This window comes from Staphylococcus auricularis (assembly GCF_051172115.1).
Lineage (GTDB): Bacteria > Bacillota > Bacilli > Staphylococcales > Staphylococcaceae > Staphylococcus > Staphylococcus auricularis_A.
This window is the reverse complement of record NZ_JBPIZN010000001.1, coordinates 712,325-730,601: the sequence shown is the minus strand read 5'-3', so window position 1 is coordinate 730,601 and position 18,277 is coordinate 712,325. Positions and strand designations below refer to the sequence as shown.

Below are 18,277 nucleotides of genomic sequence, written 5' to 3'. Positions count from 1 at the left end.
AAGTGGTTACGGTAAAAAAATTCTTGTAAAATTTAATTAAGCCCAACAGACGCAAGGTCTGGCGGGCGTTCAACCATTTATTAAAATTATGTGTACATTTTGTGAAAAATGATATATTTAATGATAATGGTCTAAAACCACTTAAAATTAGCGAGAACCGTTATCAATTAGGACTTTGCATCACCTTATTGACAGTTAAATTTTAAACGAACAAATGTGCCTAGTCAAATAGGTGAAACGTTGACAAAATAAAAAAATCACAATTAAACGGTTACATTGCACACGTCTAATTGTGATGAATGAATATGTATTCTATGTATAAATTGAATGAAACAGATGCTATTTCACTTCAATATAACGGACTGTTTTTTCAACAGCACCTTCTGAATCTTCAACTTGGTATTCAATTTTATATTTGCCTACTTTATTTGTATCGACGTTTCCTTCTACGGTAATTTTATCTGTGAGGTCGCCGTCTTCTTTATCGTAAGCACTTACGCCTTTAAGCAAGTTATAGTCTGCCCCTTTATTGATGACAGTGTCTCTTACGCCTTTAATTTGAGGAATAGAATTATCTGTTGCCTCTGCACTGAGGTTCGGTGAAACAAGTGTGGCAGACACACCAATCGCTGATAATGACTGGATTAATTTGTTCATAGTTTAAACCTCCGTAAACACGTCGTTTGTTAATTTAACTATACTATAATTTACTGTGCTTGAAAATACATCATACTATAGTCCTAATATGAAATATTTCCTCAAATCCTTGTCATTAGCGAGTTAGTGAATATATTGTGAATTATTTAAAAAGTTCTTTAATTTACTGTGAAAAAGCACTATGATTAAGGTGAACTTATAAGTTATAGGGAGTGATCTTACATGTTAACAGAACAAGAGAAGGGAATCATTAAAGAAACGGTTCCAGTACTTCAAGAAAAAGGAACTGATATTACATCTTATTTTTACAATAGAATGTTTAATCAGCATCCAGAACTCAGAAATATGTTCAACCAAACGAACCAAAAACAAGGTCTACAATCTACGGCATTAGCACAATCAGTTTTAGCTGCTGCAATGAATATTGATGATTTAACGAATATTCTTCCAGTAGTGAAAGAAATCGGGCATAAACATTGTGCATTGCAAGTGCCACCAGCAGGTTATGACATTGTTGGCGAAAATTTATTAGCAGCAATTGAAAATGTATTAGGATTAGAATCTGATGATCCAATACTTCAAACATGGGCAAAAGCATACGGGGAAATTGCAGACGTATTTATTCAAGTAGAAAAAGATATTTACAACGAAATGGCATGGGAAGATTTCCAACCATTCACTATTTCAAAAATTGAAACGATTTCATCAGATATCAAAGCATTCACAGTCACTTCTGATGAACATGACTTAAGTCAATTTAATGCAGGTCAATATATCACAGTTGATATTGATAATGAAAAATTACCTTATAGAGCAAAACGTCACTATTCAATTGTCGAAGGTGATAAAGATCATTTAACATTTGCGGTAAAACGTGATGTAACTGACGAGCATGAAGGTGAAGTATCACCAATCCTTCACGATGAGTTTAAAGAAGGAGACACAATCTTACTTTCAGCACCAGTTGGAGTATTCGGAGTTGTGAACGAAGATAAACCACAATTATTTATCGGGTCAGGTGTAGGTGTGACACCACTTATCTCTATGTATAAACAAGTCGCAGCTACAAGTCCTGCTGTAACATTTGTACAAAATGTTGTTAATGCAGATGACGTGCCTTACGGAGAAACGCTTAAAGCTGTTGCAGAAGACCATGAGCATGTTGAACATGTTTTACATGATCGTCAATCAGAAGGTCGCATCAATGCAGAAACTGTACAATCTTATATTACAGACGATACAGAAATCTATGTCTGTGGCGGTACACAATTCTTAGAATCAGTGATTAATTCGCTTAAAGCATCAGGTGTAGATGAAGCGAAAATACACTTTGAATCATTCAAACCGAAATTAGCAGTTGCAGTGTAATGCAGCGATTCAAATAAAACATTCATTATATTAACGAAGTGGGAGCGGTCTTTCTAGAGAGATTGTTCCTCTTTTTTATGAATTGAAATAAGACATAAAAATGGCTGAGACAGTGTTTGTCCCAGCCTCTCTCTTTTTATCAGCAGAAGTGATAAAAATGTGTGTTAAATCGCTATAAGCATGAATTATTCAATGCCGCGACGCATTTTTTCTGCTAATAATGTGTTATTAAGTACCATTGTAATTGTCATTGGGCCGACGCCACCAGGTACAGGTGTAATTGCACCGGCAATTTCTTTAACGTCATCGTATTCAACGTCACCTTTTAATTTACCATTTTCATCTGGAGTATTACCGACGTCAATCACAACAGCGCCTTCTTTGACATCATCTTTTGTTACTAAGCCAGGACGACCTACTGCACTTACAATCACGTCAGCATTTTTTAAGTGACTGTGCATGTCTTTTGAGTGAGAGTGTAGTGTTGTCACTGTTGCATTTTTTTGTAGTAATAATTTAGAAACTGGTTGACCTACGATGTGACTACGTCCCACAACGACCGCATCTTTACCATCTAAGTCGATGTCAGCGTGATTTAATAATTCCATCACACCAAGTGGTGTACAAGGTACAAATGTTTGTTCATCGATGTATAATTTACCGATATTTGTTGGATGGAAACCATCCACGTCTTTATCAGGGTTAATAGATTCTAATACTTTTTGTTCACTGACTTGGTCAGGTAGTGGCACTTGTACAAGAATACCACTTACTGAGTCATCTTCATTTAATCGTTTTAATTCATTTAATACTTTTTCTTCTGTTGATGATTCTTCTAAATGAACGATTTCAGAAATCATTCCAATTTTTTCTGCTGCTTTTTTCTTAGATTTAACATAACTCATACTTGCACCGTCATTACCCACTAGGATAACGGATAATTTAGGTGTATAGCCCTTTTCTTTTAAAGCTTCAACTTGGTCTTGTAAACCTTGTCTGTAGTCCTTAGCAATTTGTTTACCGTCTAAAACTTTAGCAACCATGAAAAATTTCCTCCTTTGAATATTGGATAGTAGAACATTACCCTAACGATACGGTGGTTAACCGTTTTAATTTCAACTAAAAACCGTAAGTTAAAATGAAAAATATGGATAAAGTTCGATTTTTGAATTGAATAACGAGATAATTCTTGCTATCCTATATATGTAATATACAACTTATATGAGTTGAATTTCAAATTTTTGAAAGGGTGTTCATTTTGAAAGTAGCAGTCATCATGGGTAGTTCATCTGATTGGACAATGATGAAAGAAAGTTGTGACATGTTAGAAACATTTGGTATTCCGTACGATGCTAAGGTTGTTTCAGCACATCGTACGCCTCAATTAATGTATGAGTTTGCTTCAGAAGCAAGAGATAATGGATATGACGTCATCATTGCCGGTGCGGGAGGTGCTGCACACTTACCTGGTATGGTCGCAGCATTAACAATAGTACCAGTCATTGGTGTACCGATTGAATCTAAAAGCTTAAAAGGATTAGATTCTTTACTTTCTATCGTGCAAATGCCTGGGGGTATTCCAGTTGCGACGACAGCGATTGGTAAAGCAGGGGCGAAAAATGCCGGCATTCTCGCTGCAAGAATTTTAAGTATCGGTCATCCTGAAGTGCAAGACAGACTTAAACAGTATGAAGATCAATTAGCTGAGAAAGTGAGTGAAATGCAAAATGACCTTCGATAAACTTCCTATCGGTTCTACAGTCGGTATCATTGGCGGTGGTCAATTAGGTAAAATGATGGCGCAATCCGCTCAACGCATGGGCTTTAAAGTCATCGTGTTAGATCCTGATGAAGCTTGTCCATGTCAACACGTGGCACATGACTTTATCAATGCACCTTACGATGATACAGAAGCACTTAAACAACTAGGTGAATGTTCTGACGTTGTGACGTACGAATTTGAAAATATTTCAGCAGAACAATTAAAACAATTAGCCGCAACATACAATGTACCTCAAGGCTATGAAGCGATTACGTTGTTACAAGACCGTTTAGTTGAAAAACAAACATTAGAAGCTGCTGGTGCTAGTATTGTTCCTTATTTAGAACTTAAAGACGCACAAAGTTTAGATCACGCAGTGGAAGAGATCGGTTATCCATTTATGGTCAAAACACGTTTTGGTGGTTACGACGGTAAAGGACAAATCCTCGTACAATCTTCAGACGATCTCGATGAAGCGAAAGCACTCGTTTCAGAACAAGATTGTGTAGCCGAACAATACCTCGATTTATACAAAGAAGTTTCGCTTAGCGTAACAATTGGTAATAACGATCAAATCGTATACTTTCCGTTACAAGAAAATGAACATAGAAACCAAATCCTATTTAAAACAATCGTGCCTTCTCGTGTAGATCATACCGAAAATGCACGCGAACAAGTAAATAAAATTGCTCAGCACGTTCATTTTGTAGGTACATTTACAGTTGAATTTTTCATCGACAAACAAAACCAATTACACGTCAATGAGATCGCACCACGACCTCACAATTCCGGACATTATTCAATTGAAGCTTGCGATTATTCACAATTTGATACACATATTTTAGCAGTCACAGGTCAAAAATTACCTGAAAATATTGAGTTGTTAAAACCAGCAGTGATGATGAATTTACTTGGCCGTGATCTAGACTTACTCGAAGATGAATTCGGTGATCATCCAGAATGGCATGTCCACATCTACGGTAAAACAATGCGCAAACCGGATAGAAAAATGGGCCACCTTACCCAATTGACAGACGATGTTGATCAAACTGAACAAACCTTATTAAAAGCCTTTGAAAGGAGAGAAAAATATTGAAACTGTTATATGAAGGAAAAGCAAAATATATCTACGATGCGGATCAAGAAGGACTACTACATGTCACATATAAAGATGAAGTAACTGCAGGTAATGGCGCTAAAAAAGATAAAGTTCCTGGGAAAGGTCGTTTGAACAACCTTATCAGTTCAAAAATATTCCAATATCTTAAAGAAAATGGCGTAAAAAGTCATTTTGTAGAGCAACTTTCAGAAACAGAGCAACTCGTACAAACCGTAGATATCATCCCTCTAGAAGTGGTGGTACGTAACATTGCGACAGGTTCAATTACCAAACGCTTAGGCTTTGAAAAAGGTACGACATTCGAACAACCCTTAGTTGAATTCTTTTATAAAAATGATGATTTAAATGATCCGTTATTAACAGATGATCATGTCACTTTACTGAACATTGCGACAAAAGAAGAAATCGATACATTAAAATCAGCTGCACTCGAAATTAATCAACACTTAAGCGCCTTAATGTCAGAAATGAATTTAAGATTAGTGGATTTCAAAATTGAATTTGGTCGTACACCTGATGGCGACATTTTACTCGCTGATGAAATTTCTCCAGATACTTGTCGTATTTGGGCAAAAGACAGTGACCAAAACTTTGATAAAGACGTTTATCGTGAAGACACAGGTTCAATCATTGATACGTATGAAGCATTTTTAAATAAATTGGAGGATATTGAGCGATGAAAACGATCGAGCTACACATCACATTACAACCCCAAGTATTAGATACACAAGGTCAAGCATTAACAAGAGCAGTCCATGATTTAGGCTATACACAAGTGAACAATATTCGCGTAGGTAAAGTATTGTATATGGATGTGGATGAAGCAACAGATGTAGCAGTACACAATGTAGTCAATACACTAAGTGAAAAACTTTTCGCTAATACAGTCATTGAAACATATAGCTATAAAGTGATAGAAGAAGGAGAGAACGACGCATGAAATTCGCAGTATTGAAATTCCCAGGCTCAAATTGTGACAGAGACATGTTTAACGCGGCGCTTAAAGTAGATGCTGAAGCGGAATATGTCGATTATCGTGAAACGTCACTCGAAGGCTTTGATGGGGTGTTAATTCCAGGTGGTTTCTCTTTTGGTGACTACTTGCGTTCTGGTGCCGTAGCAAGTGTTGCACCAATTATTAACGAAGTAAAACGCTTTGCAGATGAAGGTAAACCCGTACTTGGTGTTTGCAATGGTTTCCAAATCTTAACAGAAATTGGCTTACTTCCAGGTGCATTATTACCAAATGATTCTCACTTGTTTGTCAGCCGTAATGAACAGTTGAAAGTCATGAATAACGATACACCATTTACGAAACAATACGACAAAGATGAAATCGTGACATATCCAGTCGCACACGGTGAAGGCCATTACTACTGTACTGAAGAGATGTATCAACAACTTGTAGACAATCATCAAATCATCTTAACGTATGATGACAATCCAAATGGTTCTTATCAAGATATCGCTGGTATTGTGAACGAGCGCGGTAACGTCTGTGGTATGATGCCGCACCCTGAACGTGCCCTTGAAAGCTTGTTAGGTACAGATAGTGGCTTACGTTTATTTACATCTATGGTAGAAAGTTGGGGGAAACAACATGTCTAAGTTTATTGAACCAAGTGTTGAAGAAATCCAAGCCGAACGTTTATATCAAACGATGGGTTTAAGTGATGATGAATATGACAAAGTTTGTGACATTTTAGGACGCAGACCGAATTTCACTGAAACTGGTATTTTCTCAGTGATGTGGAGTGAACATTGTTCTTATAAACACTCCAAACCATTTTTAAAACAATTTCCAACGACAAGTGAACACGTATTAATGGGACCTGGTGAAGGTGCAGGTGTCGTGGATATTGGTGATCAACAAGCAGTGGTATTTAAAGTAGAATCACACAACCACCCATCAGCTGTGGAACCTTATCAAGGTGCTGCTACTGGTGTCGGAGGTATCATTAGAGATATCGTATCCATCGGTGCACGTCCGATTAATCTACTTAACAGTTTACGCTTTGGAGAACTTTCTCACCCGCAAAATCGCCGTTTACTAGAAGGCGTCGTTGCAGGAATTGGCGGTTATGGTAACTGTATCGGTATTCCAACGACTGCAGGTGAAATCGAATTCGATGACCGTTATGATGGTAATCCATTAGTTAATGCAATGTGTGTCGGTGTGATTGATCACGATATGGTTCAAAAAGGGACTGCTAAAGGTACAGGTAACTCTGTCATCTATGTTGGTTTGAAAACAGGTCGTGACGGTATCCATGGTGCAACATTCGCTTCCGAAGGGTTGAGTGAAGATAGCGAAAGTAAACGTCCATCTGTTCAAATCGGGGACCCATTCGTAGGTAAAAAATTAATGGAAGCAACATTAGAAGCGATTACCTACGAAGATCTTGTAGGTATCCAAGATATGGGTGCTGCTGGACTAACATCATCCTCTTCTGAAATGGCAGCTAAAGGCGGAAGCGGCATGCATTTACGTTTAGATCAAGTACCAGTGAGAGAACTTGGTATTTCACCTTACGAAATGATGTTGTCTGAGACACAAGAACGGATGTTGCTTGTCGTTAAAAAAGGCACAGAACAACAATTCTTAGATTTATTTGAAAAACATGAACTTGATAGTGCAGTGATCGGTGAAGTGACAGATACAGAACGCTTTGTCTTAACTTACGACGATGAGTTGTTTGCAGATATTCCAGTTGAACCATTAGCGGATGAAGCACCTGTTTACGTTTTAGAAGGCACTGATGAAAAACCAGAAACCAAATCACATGATTATAGTGATGTAGATGTGAATGCAGCGTTCGACCAATTACTTACACATCCTACCATTGCATCTAAACGCTACTTATATGAACAATATGATCAACAAGTCGGTGCGAATACCCTCGTTAAACCAGGTTTACAATCTTCTGTCGTACGTGTTGAAGGTACGAATAAAGCGATTGCCTCAACGATTGATGGTGAAGCACGTTATGTATTCAACAACCCTTATGAAGGGGGCAAAATGGTCGTTGCTGAAGCGTACCGTAATCTCATTGCCGTAGGGGCTACACCTTTAGCAATGACAGATTGCTTAAACTATGGTTCACCAGAGAAAAAAGGTGTTTATCAACAACTGATTGATTCAACACGTGGTATGGCAGAAGCATGTGAAGCATTAGCGACACCTGTCGTTTCTGGTAACGTGTCACTTTATAATGAAACACAAACATCATCGATCTATCCAACACCTGTTGTAGGTATGGTTGGTTTAATTGAAGACATCGATTATCTTAATGACTTCCATCCACATGCAGGAGATCAACTTTATCTCGTAGGTGAAACCAAAGATGATTTTGCAGGTAGTCAACTCGAAAAATTACAATATAATGCATTTAGCCATGAACAAGTTGATATCAATTTATCTACAGAAGTTGTGCGTGGTGAACAAATTAAACAAGCCGTTCAACAAGGGCAACTTTCACACGTTCAAACAGTAGGTAAAGGCGGTGCGCTTATGACGCTAGCTCGTATCGCTGCACATTATTCACTTGGTTTAGACGTTACGTTATCATTTAGTGACGCACAGTTATTCAGTGAAACACCAGGTCGTTACATCGTAGCAGTTAAACCCAATCAAGCTATTCAAATTGATGATGCAGTTGAAATTGGAACACTCACAGACGATAAACAATTTAACGTAGCAAGTGAATCACAACAGATCCACCGTGATGTAGATCAATTGAAACAACAATGGGAAGGGGCCATTGAACAATGTTTGAATACAACAGTTTAAATGAAGAATGTGGCGTATTTGGTGTATGGAATCATCCAGAAGCTGCGCAACTCGCATATATGGGTCTCCATAGTTTACAACACCGTGGCCAAGAAGGTGCAGGCATTATCTGTAGCGATAATGACCGCCTTGTTGGTGAACGTGGTTTAGGTTTATTAACTGAAGCAATAACACCTGAACAGATGGAACGCTTAGAGCCTTATCAACACGCCATTGGCCATGTCCGTTATGCTACGTCAGGCGCGAAAGGTATCGAAAATATTCAACCATTCTTATACCACTTTTATGATACGAGTATTGCAGTGGGACATAATGGTAACTTTATCAATGCAGAAAGCTTACGTAGAGAACTAGAGCAACAAGGTGCCATCTTCCATTCATCTTCAGATACCGAAGTGATTATTCACCTCATTCGTCGCAGTAAACAATCGACATTTGAAGAGGCGTTGATCGAAAGTCTCAACCAAATTAAAGGCGGTTTCACATTCTCTATCTTAACGAAAGATGCGTTATACGGTGCAGTCGATCCGAATGCAATTAGACCATTGGCAATCGGTAAATTACCAAATGGTTCATACATGCTAGCAAGTGAGACATGCGCTATTGATGTATTAGGTGGCGAATTTGTACGCGACATTCATGCGGGTGAATATGTAGTCATTAACGACGATGGCATGCGTGTTGAACGCTATACAGATGAAACAAACACGGCTATTTCTGCGATGGAATATATTTATTTTGCGCGTCCTGATTCAACCATTGCTGGTAAAAATGTGCATGCAGTCCGTAAACAAACAGGGAAACGTCTAGCTGAGGAAAGCCCTGTTGAAAATGCGGATATGGTGATCGGCGTACCGAACTCATCATTATCAGCGGCTTCAGGCTACGCAGAAGCGGCACACTTACCTTATGAAATGGGTCTTGTAAAAAACCAATACGTTGCACGTACCTTCATCCAACCTACTCAAGCGTTACGTGATCAAGGTGTTCGTGTGAAACTATCGGCAGTCAAAGGGATTGTAAATGGCAAAAACATCGTGTTAGTCGATGATTCCATCGTTCGTGGTACGACAAGTAAACGCATTGTCAAAATGTTAAAAGAAGCGGGTGCGAATGAAGTCCATGTGCGTATCGCTTCTCCAGAATTCATGTTCCCAAGCTTTTATGGTATAGATGTTTCAACGACAGCTGAATTGATTTCTGCGAATTATTCACCTGAAGAAATTAGTGAACAAATCGGTGCAGACTCATTGGCATATCTCAGTGTAGATGGCCTCATCGATTCGGTTGATTTAGATGTGGATGCACCTTATGGCGGACTCTGTGTAGAAAGTTTTACAGGTGATTATCCAGCAGGTCTTTGTGACTACGAAGCCAATTACGAAGCAAATTTAAGTAAACGACAACGTGCATATATTGAAGAGCACCCACAATATTTTGATAGAGAGGGGCATCGTCATGTCTAAATCATATGAAGCAGCAGGGGTCAATATCGAAGCGGGTTACGAAGCAGTCCAACGCATGAAACAACATGTAAATAAAACGACGAGACCAGAAGTGTTAGGCGGCCTTGGTGGCTTTGGAGCAACCTTTGATTTATCACAACTCAATATGAAAGCGCCAGTGCTTGTCTCAGGTACGGATGGTGTCGGTACGAAGTTAAAATTAGCTATCGACAACGATCAACACGATACGATTGGCATCGATGCGGTAGCGATGTGTGTAAATGATATTTTAACCACAGGGGCAGAACCATTATATTTCTTAGACTATATTGCGACGCATAAAGTGGTCCCTGAAACCATTGAACAAATTGTTAAAGGTGTGGCAGATGCCTGTAAAGAAACCCATGTCGCGCTCATCGGTGGTGAAACGGCAGAAATGGGTGAAATGTATCATGAAAATGAATACGATGTTGCGGGATTCGCAGTCGGTGCAGTCGAGAAAGATCAATATATCGATGGTTCAGAAGTGAAACCGGGACAAGCCATCATTGGCATTGCTTCTAATGGTATACATTCTAATGGCTATAGTTTAGTACGCAGCTTAGTGGCACAAAGTGATGTTGATCTACATGCACCTTTCGATGGTGAACGCACGTTATTAGAGGTGTTATTACAACCTACAACATTGTATGTGAAACCTGTCTTAGCAGTAAAAGACCAAGTGAAACTTTATGCGATGACACATATCACAGGGGGCGGCTTCTATGAAAATATCCCTAGAGCACTTCCTGAAGGTGTGTCAGCGCATATCGATGTGACTACGTTCCCGAAACCAAAAGTATTTGACTGGTTACAACAACAAGGCCAAATTGATGCCGATGAAATTTATAACGTCTTTAACATGGGTATCGGTTTTACCTTAGTCGTGGATCAACAAGACGTTGCACAAACAATAAACATATTAAAAGAACAAGGTATGGATGCGTATGAAATTGGACATACTTACGAAGGTACAGAAGGTATTACATTAGAAGGTGTTCAACATGACTAAAGTGGCTATATTCGCCTCAGGTTCAGGTACCAATTTTGAAAATATCGCTCAGCGTGTTCAATCAGGTGAGCTATCACAAATTGAAATTACCGCATTATATACAGATTACGAAGATGCGGGTTGTATAGATTTAGCACACCGCTTAAATATTCCTGTACACGTTAATAAAGTGAAAGATTTTGATTCAAAAGCCACTTACGAAGCGCAGCTACTCAGATTATTACGTGAGGAACAAGTCGAATGGATCATTCTCGCAGGATATATGAAACTGATAGGTGACACGCTACTTGATGCCTATGAAGGTCAGATATTAAATATCCATCCGTCATTATTACCTAAATACAAAGGTAAAGATGCCATTGGTCAAGCGTTAGCGAATCATGAAACCCAAACAGGTACGACAGTACATTATGTGGACAGTGGTATGGATACTGGTTCTATTATCGCTCAGAAATCTTGCGATATTTTTGAAAATGATACACACGATGACGTGGAAGCGCGTGTCAAATCGTTAGAATATGAACTTTATCCAGCCGTTATTTCAGAAATTATTCAATAGGGAGTGCAAAAAGCATGAAAAAAGCAATACTCAGTGTGTCCAATAAAACAGGGCTTGTCAACTTCGCCCAACAATTAGTAGAACAAGATTTTGAACTCTACTCAACAGGGGGCACGATGAAAGCATTAGAAGAAGCACAAACACCTGTGAAATCAGTTTCAGAGTTAACACAATTTGATGAAATCCTAGATGGACGTGTGAAAACATTACATCCAGCGGTCCATGGTGGTATTCTTGCTGATCGCGATAAAGCAGAACACCTCGATCAATTGAAAGCACAACAGATCGATTTGATCGACATGGTCGTAGTGAATCTCTATCCATTTAAAGAAACAGTCGCAAATCCGGATGTGACGGAAGAAGATGCGATTGAAAATATCGATATCGGTGGACCGACGATGTTACGTGCCGCAGCGAAAAATTTTAAACACGTGACTACAGTCGTAGATCCAGCTGATTATGATGAAGTGATTGAACGATTGAAAAATGACACGCTAGACGAAAGCTTCCGTAAATCACTCATGGTAAAAGTTTTCGGTCATACACAAGATTACGATCAAGCGATTGTTCAATTTTTCAATGAAAGTAAAGAAACATTACGCTATGGTGAAAACCCTCAACAATCTGCTTACTTTGTACGTGAATCTAATGCACCACATACGCTTGCTGGGGCTAAACAACTTCACGGTAAACAATTGAGTTTCAACAATATTAAAGATGCTGATTCTGCGCTAGCATTAGTTAAACAATATGATGGCCCTGCAGCTGTGGCAGTCAAACATATGAATCCATGTGGTGTCGGTATTGGTGACACAATTGAAGAAGCCTATGCCCGTGCTTATGAAGCAGATAGTCAATCGATCTTCGGTGGTATTGTTGCGTTAAATCGCCCAGTAGATGAAGCATTAGCAACAGAATTACACAAAATCTTCTTAGAAGTTGTCATTGCTCCATCATTTACAGATAAAGCGCTAGAAGTATTAGAACAGAAGAAAAATATACGTTTACTCGAAATTAAAATGGATCAAGATGATTCACCAGACATGGTTTCGGTCTCAGGCGGTTATCTAGTACAAGAAAAAGATCATAAACATGTCTCTCGTGAAGAAATGACCGTTGCTACAGAAACAGCACCAACTGAAGCACAATGGGAAGCAATGTTATTTGGTTGGAGTGTTGTTCGTGCAGTGAAAAGTAACGCAGTCATCCTAACTAATGCACATCAAACACTTGGCGTCGGTGCAGGGCAAAGTAACCGTGTAGGATCAGCACGTATCGCGATTGAACGTGCAGATCATATCGATGAAAATGTTGTCATGGTTTCTGATGGCTTCTTCCCAATGGATGATACCGTAGAATTAGCAGCACAACATGGCATTAAAGCCATCATTCAACCTGGTGGTTCTAAAAAAGACCAAGATTCAATTGATATGGCGAATAAACATGGTATTGCCATGGTTATGACTGGTGTACGCCACTTTAAACATTAATGAGATTTGGAGGAAATCAAACATGAATGTATTAGTAATCGGAGCGGGTGGTCGAGAACATGCATTAGCGTATAAATTGAGCCAATCAGCACTCGTGGATGAATTATATGCGATACCAGGTAATATAGGTATGGAAAAAGTGGCTCATGTCGAGTCAGATATTGCAGAATCAGACCACAAAGCAATCGTTGACTTTGCACAAACTCATGACATTGAGTGGGTTGTGATTGGACCTGAACAACCCCTTACAGATGGCCTTACCGATTTGTTAATCGAATCAGGTATAAAAGTGTTTGGACCGACACGTGCGGCTGCACAAATAGAAAGCTCAAAAACGTTTGCTAAAGCACTGATGAAAAAATATGATATTCCTACTGCTGATTATCGCTCTGTAACGAATAAACAGGATGCAATAGCTTATATCCAATCTTGTGATTATCCAGTGGTTGTGAAAAAAGATGGCTTAGCAGCAGGTAAAGGGGTCATCATTGCTCAAAATTATGATGAAGCTGAAGAAGCGGTCGAACAATTCTATCAAAAAGGTGATGCACGCGTTATCTTTGAAAGTTATTTAGAGGGTGAAGAGTTTTCACTTATGACTTTCGTTAATGGCGATTACGCCGTGCCATTTGATTGTATCGCCCAAGATCATAAACGTGCGTATGATCATGATGAAGGCCCTAATACTGGGGGCATGGGTGCGTATTGTCCAGTACCTCATATTTCATTCGACGTGATTCAACAGACAAACGATCTTATCGCACAACCTATTGTAAAGGCGATGGATAAAGAAGAAGTACCATTCTTTGGCGTGTTATATATTGGTGCGATTCTTACTAAAGAAGGCCCTAAAGTCATAGAATTTAATGCGCGTTTTGGTGACCCAGAAGCACAAGTATTACTCACACGTATGGAAAGTGATCTCATGCAACATATTGTGGATCTCTACGATAAACGTGAAATTCACTTCGAGTGGAAATCCGACGCCGTGGTCGGTGTCATGTTAGCATCTAAAGGATATCCAGGTGCTTATGATAAAGGTGCCACTCTAAAAGATTTTCCAGTGGATGATGGACAATACTTTATCAGTGGGGTTAAACGTGATGGTGAACAACTCGTCACTACTGGTGGACGTGTTGTATTAGCTGTAGGTCAAGGCAGTACAATCCAAGATGCGAAAACAGATGCTTATGATAAAGTAGCTCAAATCGAAAATGAAGCACTCTTTTACAGAAATGATATTAGTGATAAAGCCTTGAATTCATAAGTGAATTTTAAAAATGAATAATTAGAAAGAAGCGTGGAGTACAGTCGATAAATGTGGCTCCACGCTTCTTTGTGTGAAGAAACGATATTATAAGCCCAGAAGAAATTCCCGGCACAAATAAAAACTCTCACCCTGAGGCTTGGGTGAGAGAAAGGTTAAGGGAGTCCCCGTCGTAGGCGATGGTTATACACCTTTTCGACTTAATTCATTATTATTTATATTGAGGTATGGATTGGGATCAGGATAAATAAACGATAATGTTTAACTAAAATCATTGAGTCTGATATCGTTGATGCCTGTAATAGGGAAGGTTTGCCATAATAAATAGGCAACAATCACAAGCACAACGACAATGATTACGAGTAAAATATCTTTATAGGAAAAGGGTGCATGATAATAATACGTACGAGGCCCATCCTTAAATCCTTTTTTCTCCATTGCTACTGAGAGTTGATGTGCCTTTCTTATGTTTTGACTGAGCAATGGAATGAATAAATGTTTCAATCGTTTGATGCCTTTATAATGCTGTGGTGCGATAACTTGGTAACGCATTTTCAATGAGTGACGTAGTTGAATCAACGATGTGATCATGAGCGGAACCATACGAATCGCTGCCATAAAAGCATAAGCCACTTTCGGTTTTACCTTTAAGTGTTGCATCAAGCTGTAAAAGACCATGACGATGTGTGAGGTAAAAGCAATTAAGATACCAAAACATGAAATGGTAATTGTACGGAGTGCTAGGTGTAATCCTCTAAATAGACTTTCAGTCGTGATGTGCATAAAACCGAGTTTAAAAATGGTATGCGTACCATCACCATAAAAGATCATGAAAAAAGAGGAGATAATACTAAATACGATTGCTACACCAACAAAGGCAAAGGTAATGCCCCATTTCACCCCGTTGAATACCATCAGTAATAAAAACATCATGATGGCTAAATACAATATGAAATCGAATTGATGGACTAGTATAACGAAGAAAAAGAGTATGACTGCGATCGCTAATTTCGTAATAATATTAACATCATCGACAAACGTTCTGCGTATCTTCCACATTTCAAACATAATATTCACCTGGCTTATCTGTTTGTTGAAGTTGTTTATCTGTAATATGCAGTTGACGCGTTGGATAACGGCGGATGATTTCTGGATCATGTGTAATCATCACGATAGTTTGTCCATTTTCAACACGTTGTTGGAACAAGCGAATTAAATTAAATGTATTATGGCTATCGAGCCCAAATGTAGGTTCATCTAATAAGATGATGTCAGCGTTCGAACTCATGGCCGTTGCGACACTTAATCTTCGTTTTTGTCCTACAGAAAGTTCAAATGGGTGTTGATCTTTTACACGTGTTAAGTCGAGCGTTTCTAACATATCAGCGGTCGCAGTTTCCGCTTGTGTTTTTGTCATATCTTTATATTGAATGTAGATTTCTTCGTAAACCGAGTTGGTAATAAATTGCAAACCGGGATTTTGATAGACGAGGTACATATGTCCGGCTACGTCCTTAACTTTACGTAATTGTTGTCCCTCATAGGTCATCGTGCCATCGTATTTTAATAGCTGCATCATAGATTCTAAGAGTGTGGTTTTTCCAGCACCATTAGAACCTGTGACTGTGATCCATTCGCCTGACCCAATTTTTAAATCATCAATTGATATCAACGTCTCTTTACCACGTTTGATATGTCCATCTATAAATTGGAAGCGAGGTTGTGATTCAGCTATTGCATCCCTTTTTGTCGGTGATGGGGCATGTTCCCATGCATGGGGATGCCACACTCCATATTCCGTTAGCAAGTCTTCATGTTGTTTTAATATGACAGTTGGTGTATCATCCGCAACGATTTTCCCGTCATAATTGATTAAAATGACGCGATCCACATTGTCCCAAATATGTTCCACTTTATGTTCGACGATTAAAACTGTTTGGTCGTGCCATACATCTTTAATTTTACGCCAGAGCGATTCAGTGGCTTCTTTATCTAGCATAGCAGTAGGTTCGTCTAAAAAGAGTGTTTGGGCACGTTGTAATATCGTTTCGACAATCGCTAACTTTTGTTTCATTCCACCACTTAATTGATTGACGTATTGCGTTTGATCGATGTTGAGATTAACTGCATTTAATGCCGCATCGATTTGTGCATCCATTTCAGAACGTGGCACTTGTCTATTTTCCAAAACAAAAGCTAATTCTTCATTCACTTGTGGCATACAGAATTGATTGTCAGGGTCTTGGAAGATTACCCCACAATGCATATCTATTGATAATTCATCATATTTCATTGGCAGGTCTATCAGATCTGGTACGATGCCACTTAAGACATTGAGTAGCGTACTTTTCCCAGCCCCTGATGGACCGAGTAATAGTACTTTCTCTTTGTCATGAATCGTCAGGTCGAGACCGTCAAAGATTTTCTTCTCACTGTTTGGGTATTTCATGCGTAAATTTTTAGCAACTAACACGAGATGACTCCTTATAAGTTGTCATAATCTGACCGTGAAGATTGTCTGAACAATTTGGTTACGCCCGTCTTGTCCAAGGCTTTCACAATGTAATAGGAAGCAAGTCCTGCAACGACGATGCCACTGATAAGGCGGAAACCAATGTAGAGTGCTAAGTTCCAGCCGGCAATTTCTGCTAAATACCCATAAGCAAAGTCAAGTGGTAGTGTCACTACTGCAGCGAGTAGACCTGCTAACATCGCTACCATTGATGAACGTGATTGATAACGGAATATAGCGAAAATAATTTCACACGCTAAACCTTGTAATAAACCGTAAATCATTGTAGGAATATCGAAACGACCCATTACAATCGTTTCTCCAGCACCTGCAGCAAATTCAGCAAGTACGGCAATCCCTGGTTTCGGTATGATGAGGTAAGCCACTACAGCTGCCATAAACCACATTCCATAAGAAAGTTCTTCAAGGTGTAACCCTGTGACTTGTAAAGCGTTATAAACAAAGTTCCAGATATTGTAAATAATCGCAAACACGACCGCGATTAACACGGTTACAAGAATATCAGAAAGCTTTAATCCTTTTGACATAAACATCCTCCTAACAAAACAAAAACGCACAACCTGATTAGATTGTGCGCATAAAATGGCATACGGATCGTATATGATTAAAACACTTTCCTCCGCTAGCTTCATCTAGATCAGGTTCAAAGGGTTTGAGGTTGCCCTCATCTCAGTTTAAAAACACCCCTAGTGCGAAATGTTTATTAAATTTATCATATTTAATGTATGCCTTTTTAATACCTTTGTCAAGGTGCCAACAACTCAAAATTGTTAGCGTTTTATATCAAATCGCATAAAAAAAGAGTATGTAAGTATCTGCATGTTTTGTCATACCTACATACTCATGCCAATGTAAATGACATATAAATAGATCGTTGAGTTTTTATTTTCTATTAATCTAATGTGTCTTGTACGTTACTTTGTGTTTCTTCTTGATCGTTTTTTGCTTCTTCGTGTTTATCTTTTAATTCTTCTTCTTTTTCTTTAGCTTGTTCTGCTGCTTTTTTGATGTTTTCTTCAGACATATCTGAACACTCCCTTTCTTATTGTTGTCTCTTTATATCGCTATACCACATTTTCCGGAAAATAAACGCGTATGAAGAAGGGGATAAGTTTCAACAAAGTTAGTGTCGGTACGCGTGAAACGGGTAAAATAAGTAGGATGCAATATTTGACCCATTTATGACATTTGGCATAAAATAAAGGTTACTTATATCAGATCGCATGATGATTAGA

The 18,277-nt window shown here is 38.7% G+C and carries 18 protein-coding genes and 1 riboswitch; of the genes, 12 read left to right on the top strand and 6 right to left on the bottom strand.

All coding sequences use genetic code 11. The features are described from left to right. Positions 1-339 precede the first annotated feature (339 nt). On the bottom strand, positions 340-657 hold the full coding sequence (locus ACSBRB_RS03535) for a DUF5011 domain-containing protein (RefSeq protein WP_059106531.1): 318 nt from the start codon (positions 655-657) through the stop codon (positions 340-342). A gap of 222 nt (positions 658-879) precedes the next feature. Between ACSBRB_RS03535 and ACSBRB_RS03530 the strand changes: the two genes are divergently transcribed. Continuing rightward, a complete protein-coding gene (locus tag ACSBRB_RS03530) occupies positions 880-2,025 on the top strand; it encodes a globin domain-containing protein (protein ID WP_435031639.1) in 1,146 nt (381 codons plus the stop codon). A 185-nt stretch (positions 2,026-2,210) separates the two neighbouring features. On the opposite strand, the gene folD is transcribed toward ACSBRB_RS03530, so the two are convergent. Beyond that, the gene (gene folD / locus ACSBRB_RS03525; protein ID WP_435031638.1) at positions 2,211-3,068 is read right to left on the bottom strand and encodes a bifunctional methylenetetrahydrofolate dehydrogenase/methenyltetrahydrofolate cyclohydrolase FolD; all 858 of its coding nucleotides are present in this window, start codon (positions 3,066-3,068) and stop codon (positions 2,211-2,213) included. Between the two features lie 215 nt (positions 3,069-3,283). Here folD and purE point away from each other — a divergent pair, with 215 nt between their 5' ends. From purE to purD, 11 genes are read left to right on the top strand one after another with little or no spacing between them, the layout of a single operon-like run. Further along, the gene (gene purE / locus ACSBRB_RS03520; protein WP_435031637.1) at positions 3,284-3,766 is read left to right on the top strand and encodes a 5-(carboxyamino)imidazole ribonucleotide mutase; all 483 of its coding nucleotides are present in this window, start codon (positions 3,284-3,286) and stop codon (positions 3,764-3,766) included. Next, on the top strand, positions 3,753-4,883 hold the full coding sequence (gene purK / locus ACSBRB_RS03515) for a 5-(carboxyamino)imidazole ribonucleotide synthase (RefSeq protein ID WP_435031636.1): 1,131 nt from the start codon (positions 3,753-3,755) through the stop codon (positions 4,881-4,883). Before purE ends, purK begins: the two co-directional genes overlap by 14 nt. Next, positions 4,880-5,587: a phosphoribosylaminoimidazolesuccinocarboxamide synthase gene (gene purC, locus ACSBRB_RS03510; protein WP_435031635.1), complete on the top strand. Its 708-nt coding sequence runs from the start codon at positions 4,880-4,882 to the stop codon at positions 5,585-5,587. The genes purK and purC overlap by 4 nt, the downstream gene beginning before the upstream one ends. Further along, the gene (purS, locus tag ACSBRB_RS03505; protein ID WP_107392433.1) at positions 5,584-5,847 is read left to right on the top strand and encodes a phosphoribosylformylglycinamidine synthase subunit PurS; all 264 of its coding nucleotides are present in this window, start codon (positions 5,584-5,586) and stop codon (positions 5,845-5,847) included. Before purC ends, purS begins: the two co-directional genes overlap by 4 nt. Then, positions 5,844-6,515: a phosphoribosylformylglycinamidine synthase subunit PurQ gene (purQ, locus tag ACSBRB_RS03500; RefSeq protein ID WP_435031634.1), complete on the top strand. Its 672-nt coding sequence runs from the start codon at positions 5,844-5,846 to the stop codon at positions 6,513-6,515. Before purS ends, purQ begins: the two co-directional genes overlap by 4 nt. Further along, positions 6,508-8,697 carry a phosphoribosylformylglycinamidine synthase subunit PurL gene (gene purL, locus ACSBRB_RS03495; protein WP_435031633.1) on the top strand — a complete coding sequence of 730 codons (2,190 nt, stop codon included), beginning with the start codon at positions 6,508-6,510 and terminating at the stop codon, positions 8,695-8,697. Before purQ ends, purL begins: the two co-directional genes overlap by 8 nt. Continuing rightward, positions 8,676-10,163: an amidophosphoribosyltransferase gene (gene purF, locus ACSBRB_RS03490; RefSeq protein WP_435031632.1), complete on the top strand. Its 1,488-nt coding sequence runs from the start codon at positions 8,676-8,678 to the stop codon at positions 10,161-10,163. The genes purL and purF overlap by 22 nt, the downstream gene beginning before the upstream one ends. Next, positions 10,156-11,193, top strand: a complete 1,038-nt coding sequence (purM, locus tag ACSBRB_RS03485; RefSeq protein ID WP_435031631.1) for a phosphoribosylformylglycinamidine cyclo-ligase — start codon at positions 10,156-10,158, stop codon at positions 11,191-11,193. Before purF ends, purM begins: the two co-directional genes overlap by 8 nt. Further along, positions 11,186-11,752 (top strand): phosphoribosylglycinamide formyltransferase, encoded by a 567-nt coding sequence (purN, locus tag ACSBRB_RS03480; RefSeq protein ID WP_435031630.1) that lies wholly within the window; start codon positions 11,186-11,188, stop codon positions 11,750-11,752. Before purM ends, purN begins: the two co-directional genes overlap by 8 nt. A 14-nt stretch (positions 11,753-11,766) precedes the next feature. Continuing rightward, the gene (gene purH, locus ACSBRB_RS03475; protein ID WP_435031629.1) at positions 11,767-13,242 is read left to right on the top strand and encodes a bifunctional phosphoribosylaminoimidazolecarboxamide formyltransferase/IMP cyclohydrolase; all 1,476 of its coding nucleotides are present in this window, start codon (positions 11,767-11,769) and stop codon (positions 13,240-13,242) included. A 22-nt stretch (positions 13,243-13,264) separates the two neighbouring features. Then, on the top strand, positions 13,265-14,509 hold the full coding sequence (purD, locus tag ACSBRB_RS03470; protein WP_435031628.1) for a phosphoribosylamine--glycine ligase: 1,245 nt from the start codon (positions 13,265-13,267) through the stop codon (positions 14,507-14,509). A gap of 261 nt (positions 14,510-14,770) precedes the next feature. On the opposite strand, the gene ACSBRB_RS03465 is transcribed toward purD, so the two are convergent. From ACSBRB_RS03465 to graF, 4 genes are all read right to left on the bottom strand, one after another. Beyond that, positions 14,771-15,577 (bottom strand): energy-coupling factor transporter transmembrane component T family protein, encoded by an 807-nt coding sequence (locus tag ACSBRB_RS03465; protein ID WP_435031627.1) that lies wholly within the window; start codon positions 15,575-15,577, stop codon positions 14,771-14,773. After that, positions 15,570-16,982: an ABC transporter ATP-binding protein gene (locus ACSBRB_RS03460; RefSeq protein ID WP_435031626.1), complete on the bottom strand. Its 1,413-nt coding sequence runs from the start codon at positions 16,980-16,982 to the stop codon at positions 15,570-15,572. The genes ACSBRB_RS03465 and ACSBRB_RS03460 overlap by 8 nt, the downstream gene beginning before the upstream one ends. Before the next feature lie 11 nt (positions 16,983-16,993). Next, positions 16,994-17,569, bottom strand: coding sequence for an ECF transporter S component (locus tag ACSBRB_RS03455; protein ID WP_435031625.1), 576 nt, complete (start codon positions 17,567-17,569; stop codon positions 16,994-16,996). A 70-nt stretch (positions 17,570-17,639) separates the two neighbouring features. Further along, a riboswitch (TPP riboswitch) is annotated at positions 17,640-17,740 on the bottom strand. A gap of 194 nt (positions 17,741-17,934) precedes the next feature. Then, on the bottom strand, positions 17,935-18,066 hold the full coding sequence (gene graF, locus ACSBRB_RS03450; RefSeq protein WP_435031624.1) for a glycopeptide resistance-associated protein GraF: 132 nt from the start codon (positions 18,064-18,066) through the stop codon (positions 17,935-17,937). Positions 18,067-18,277 lie beyond the last annotated feature (211 nt).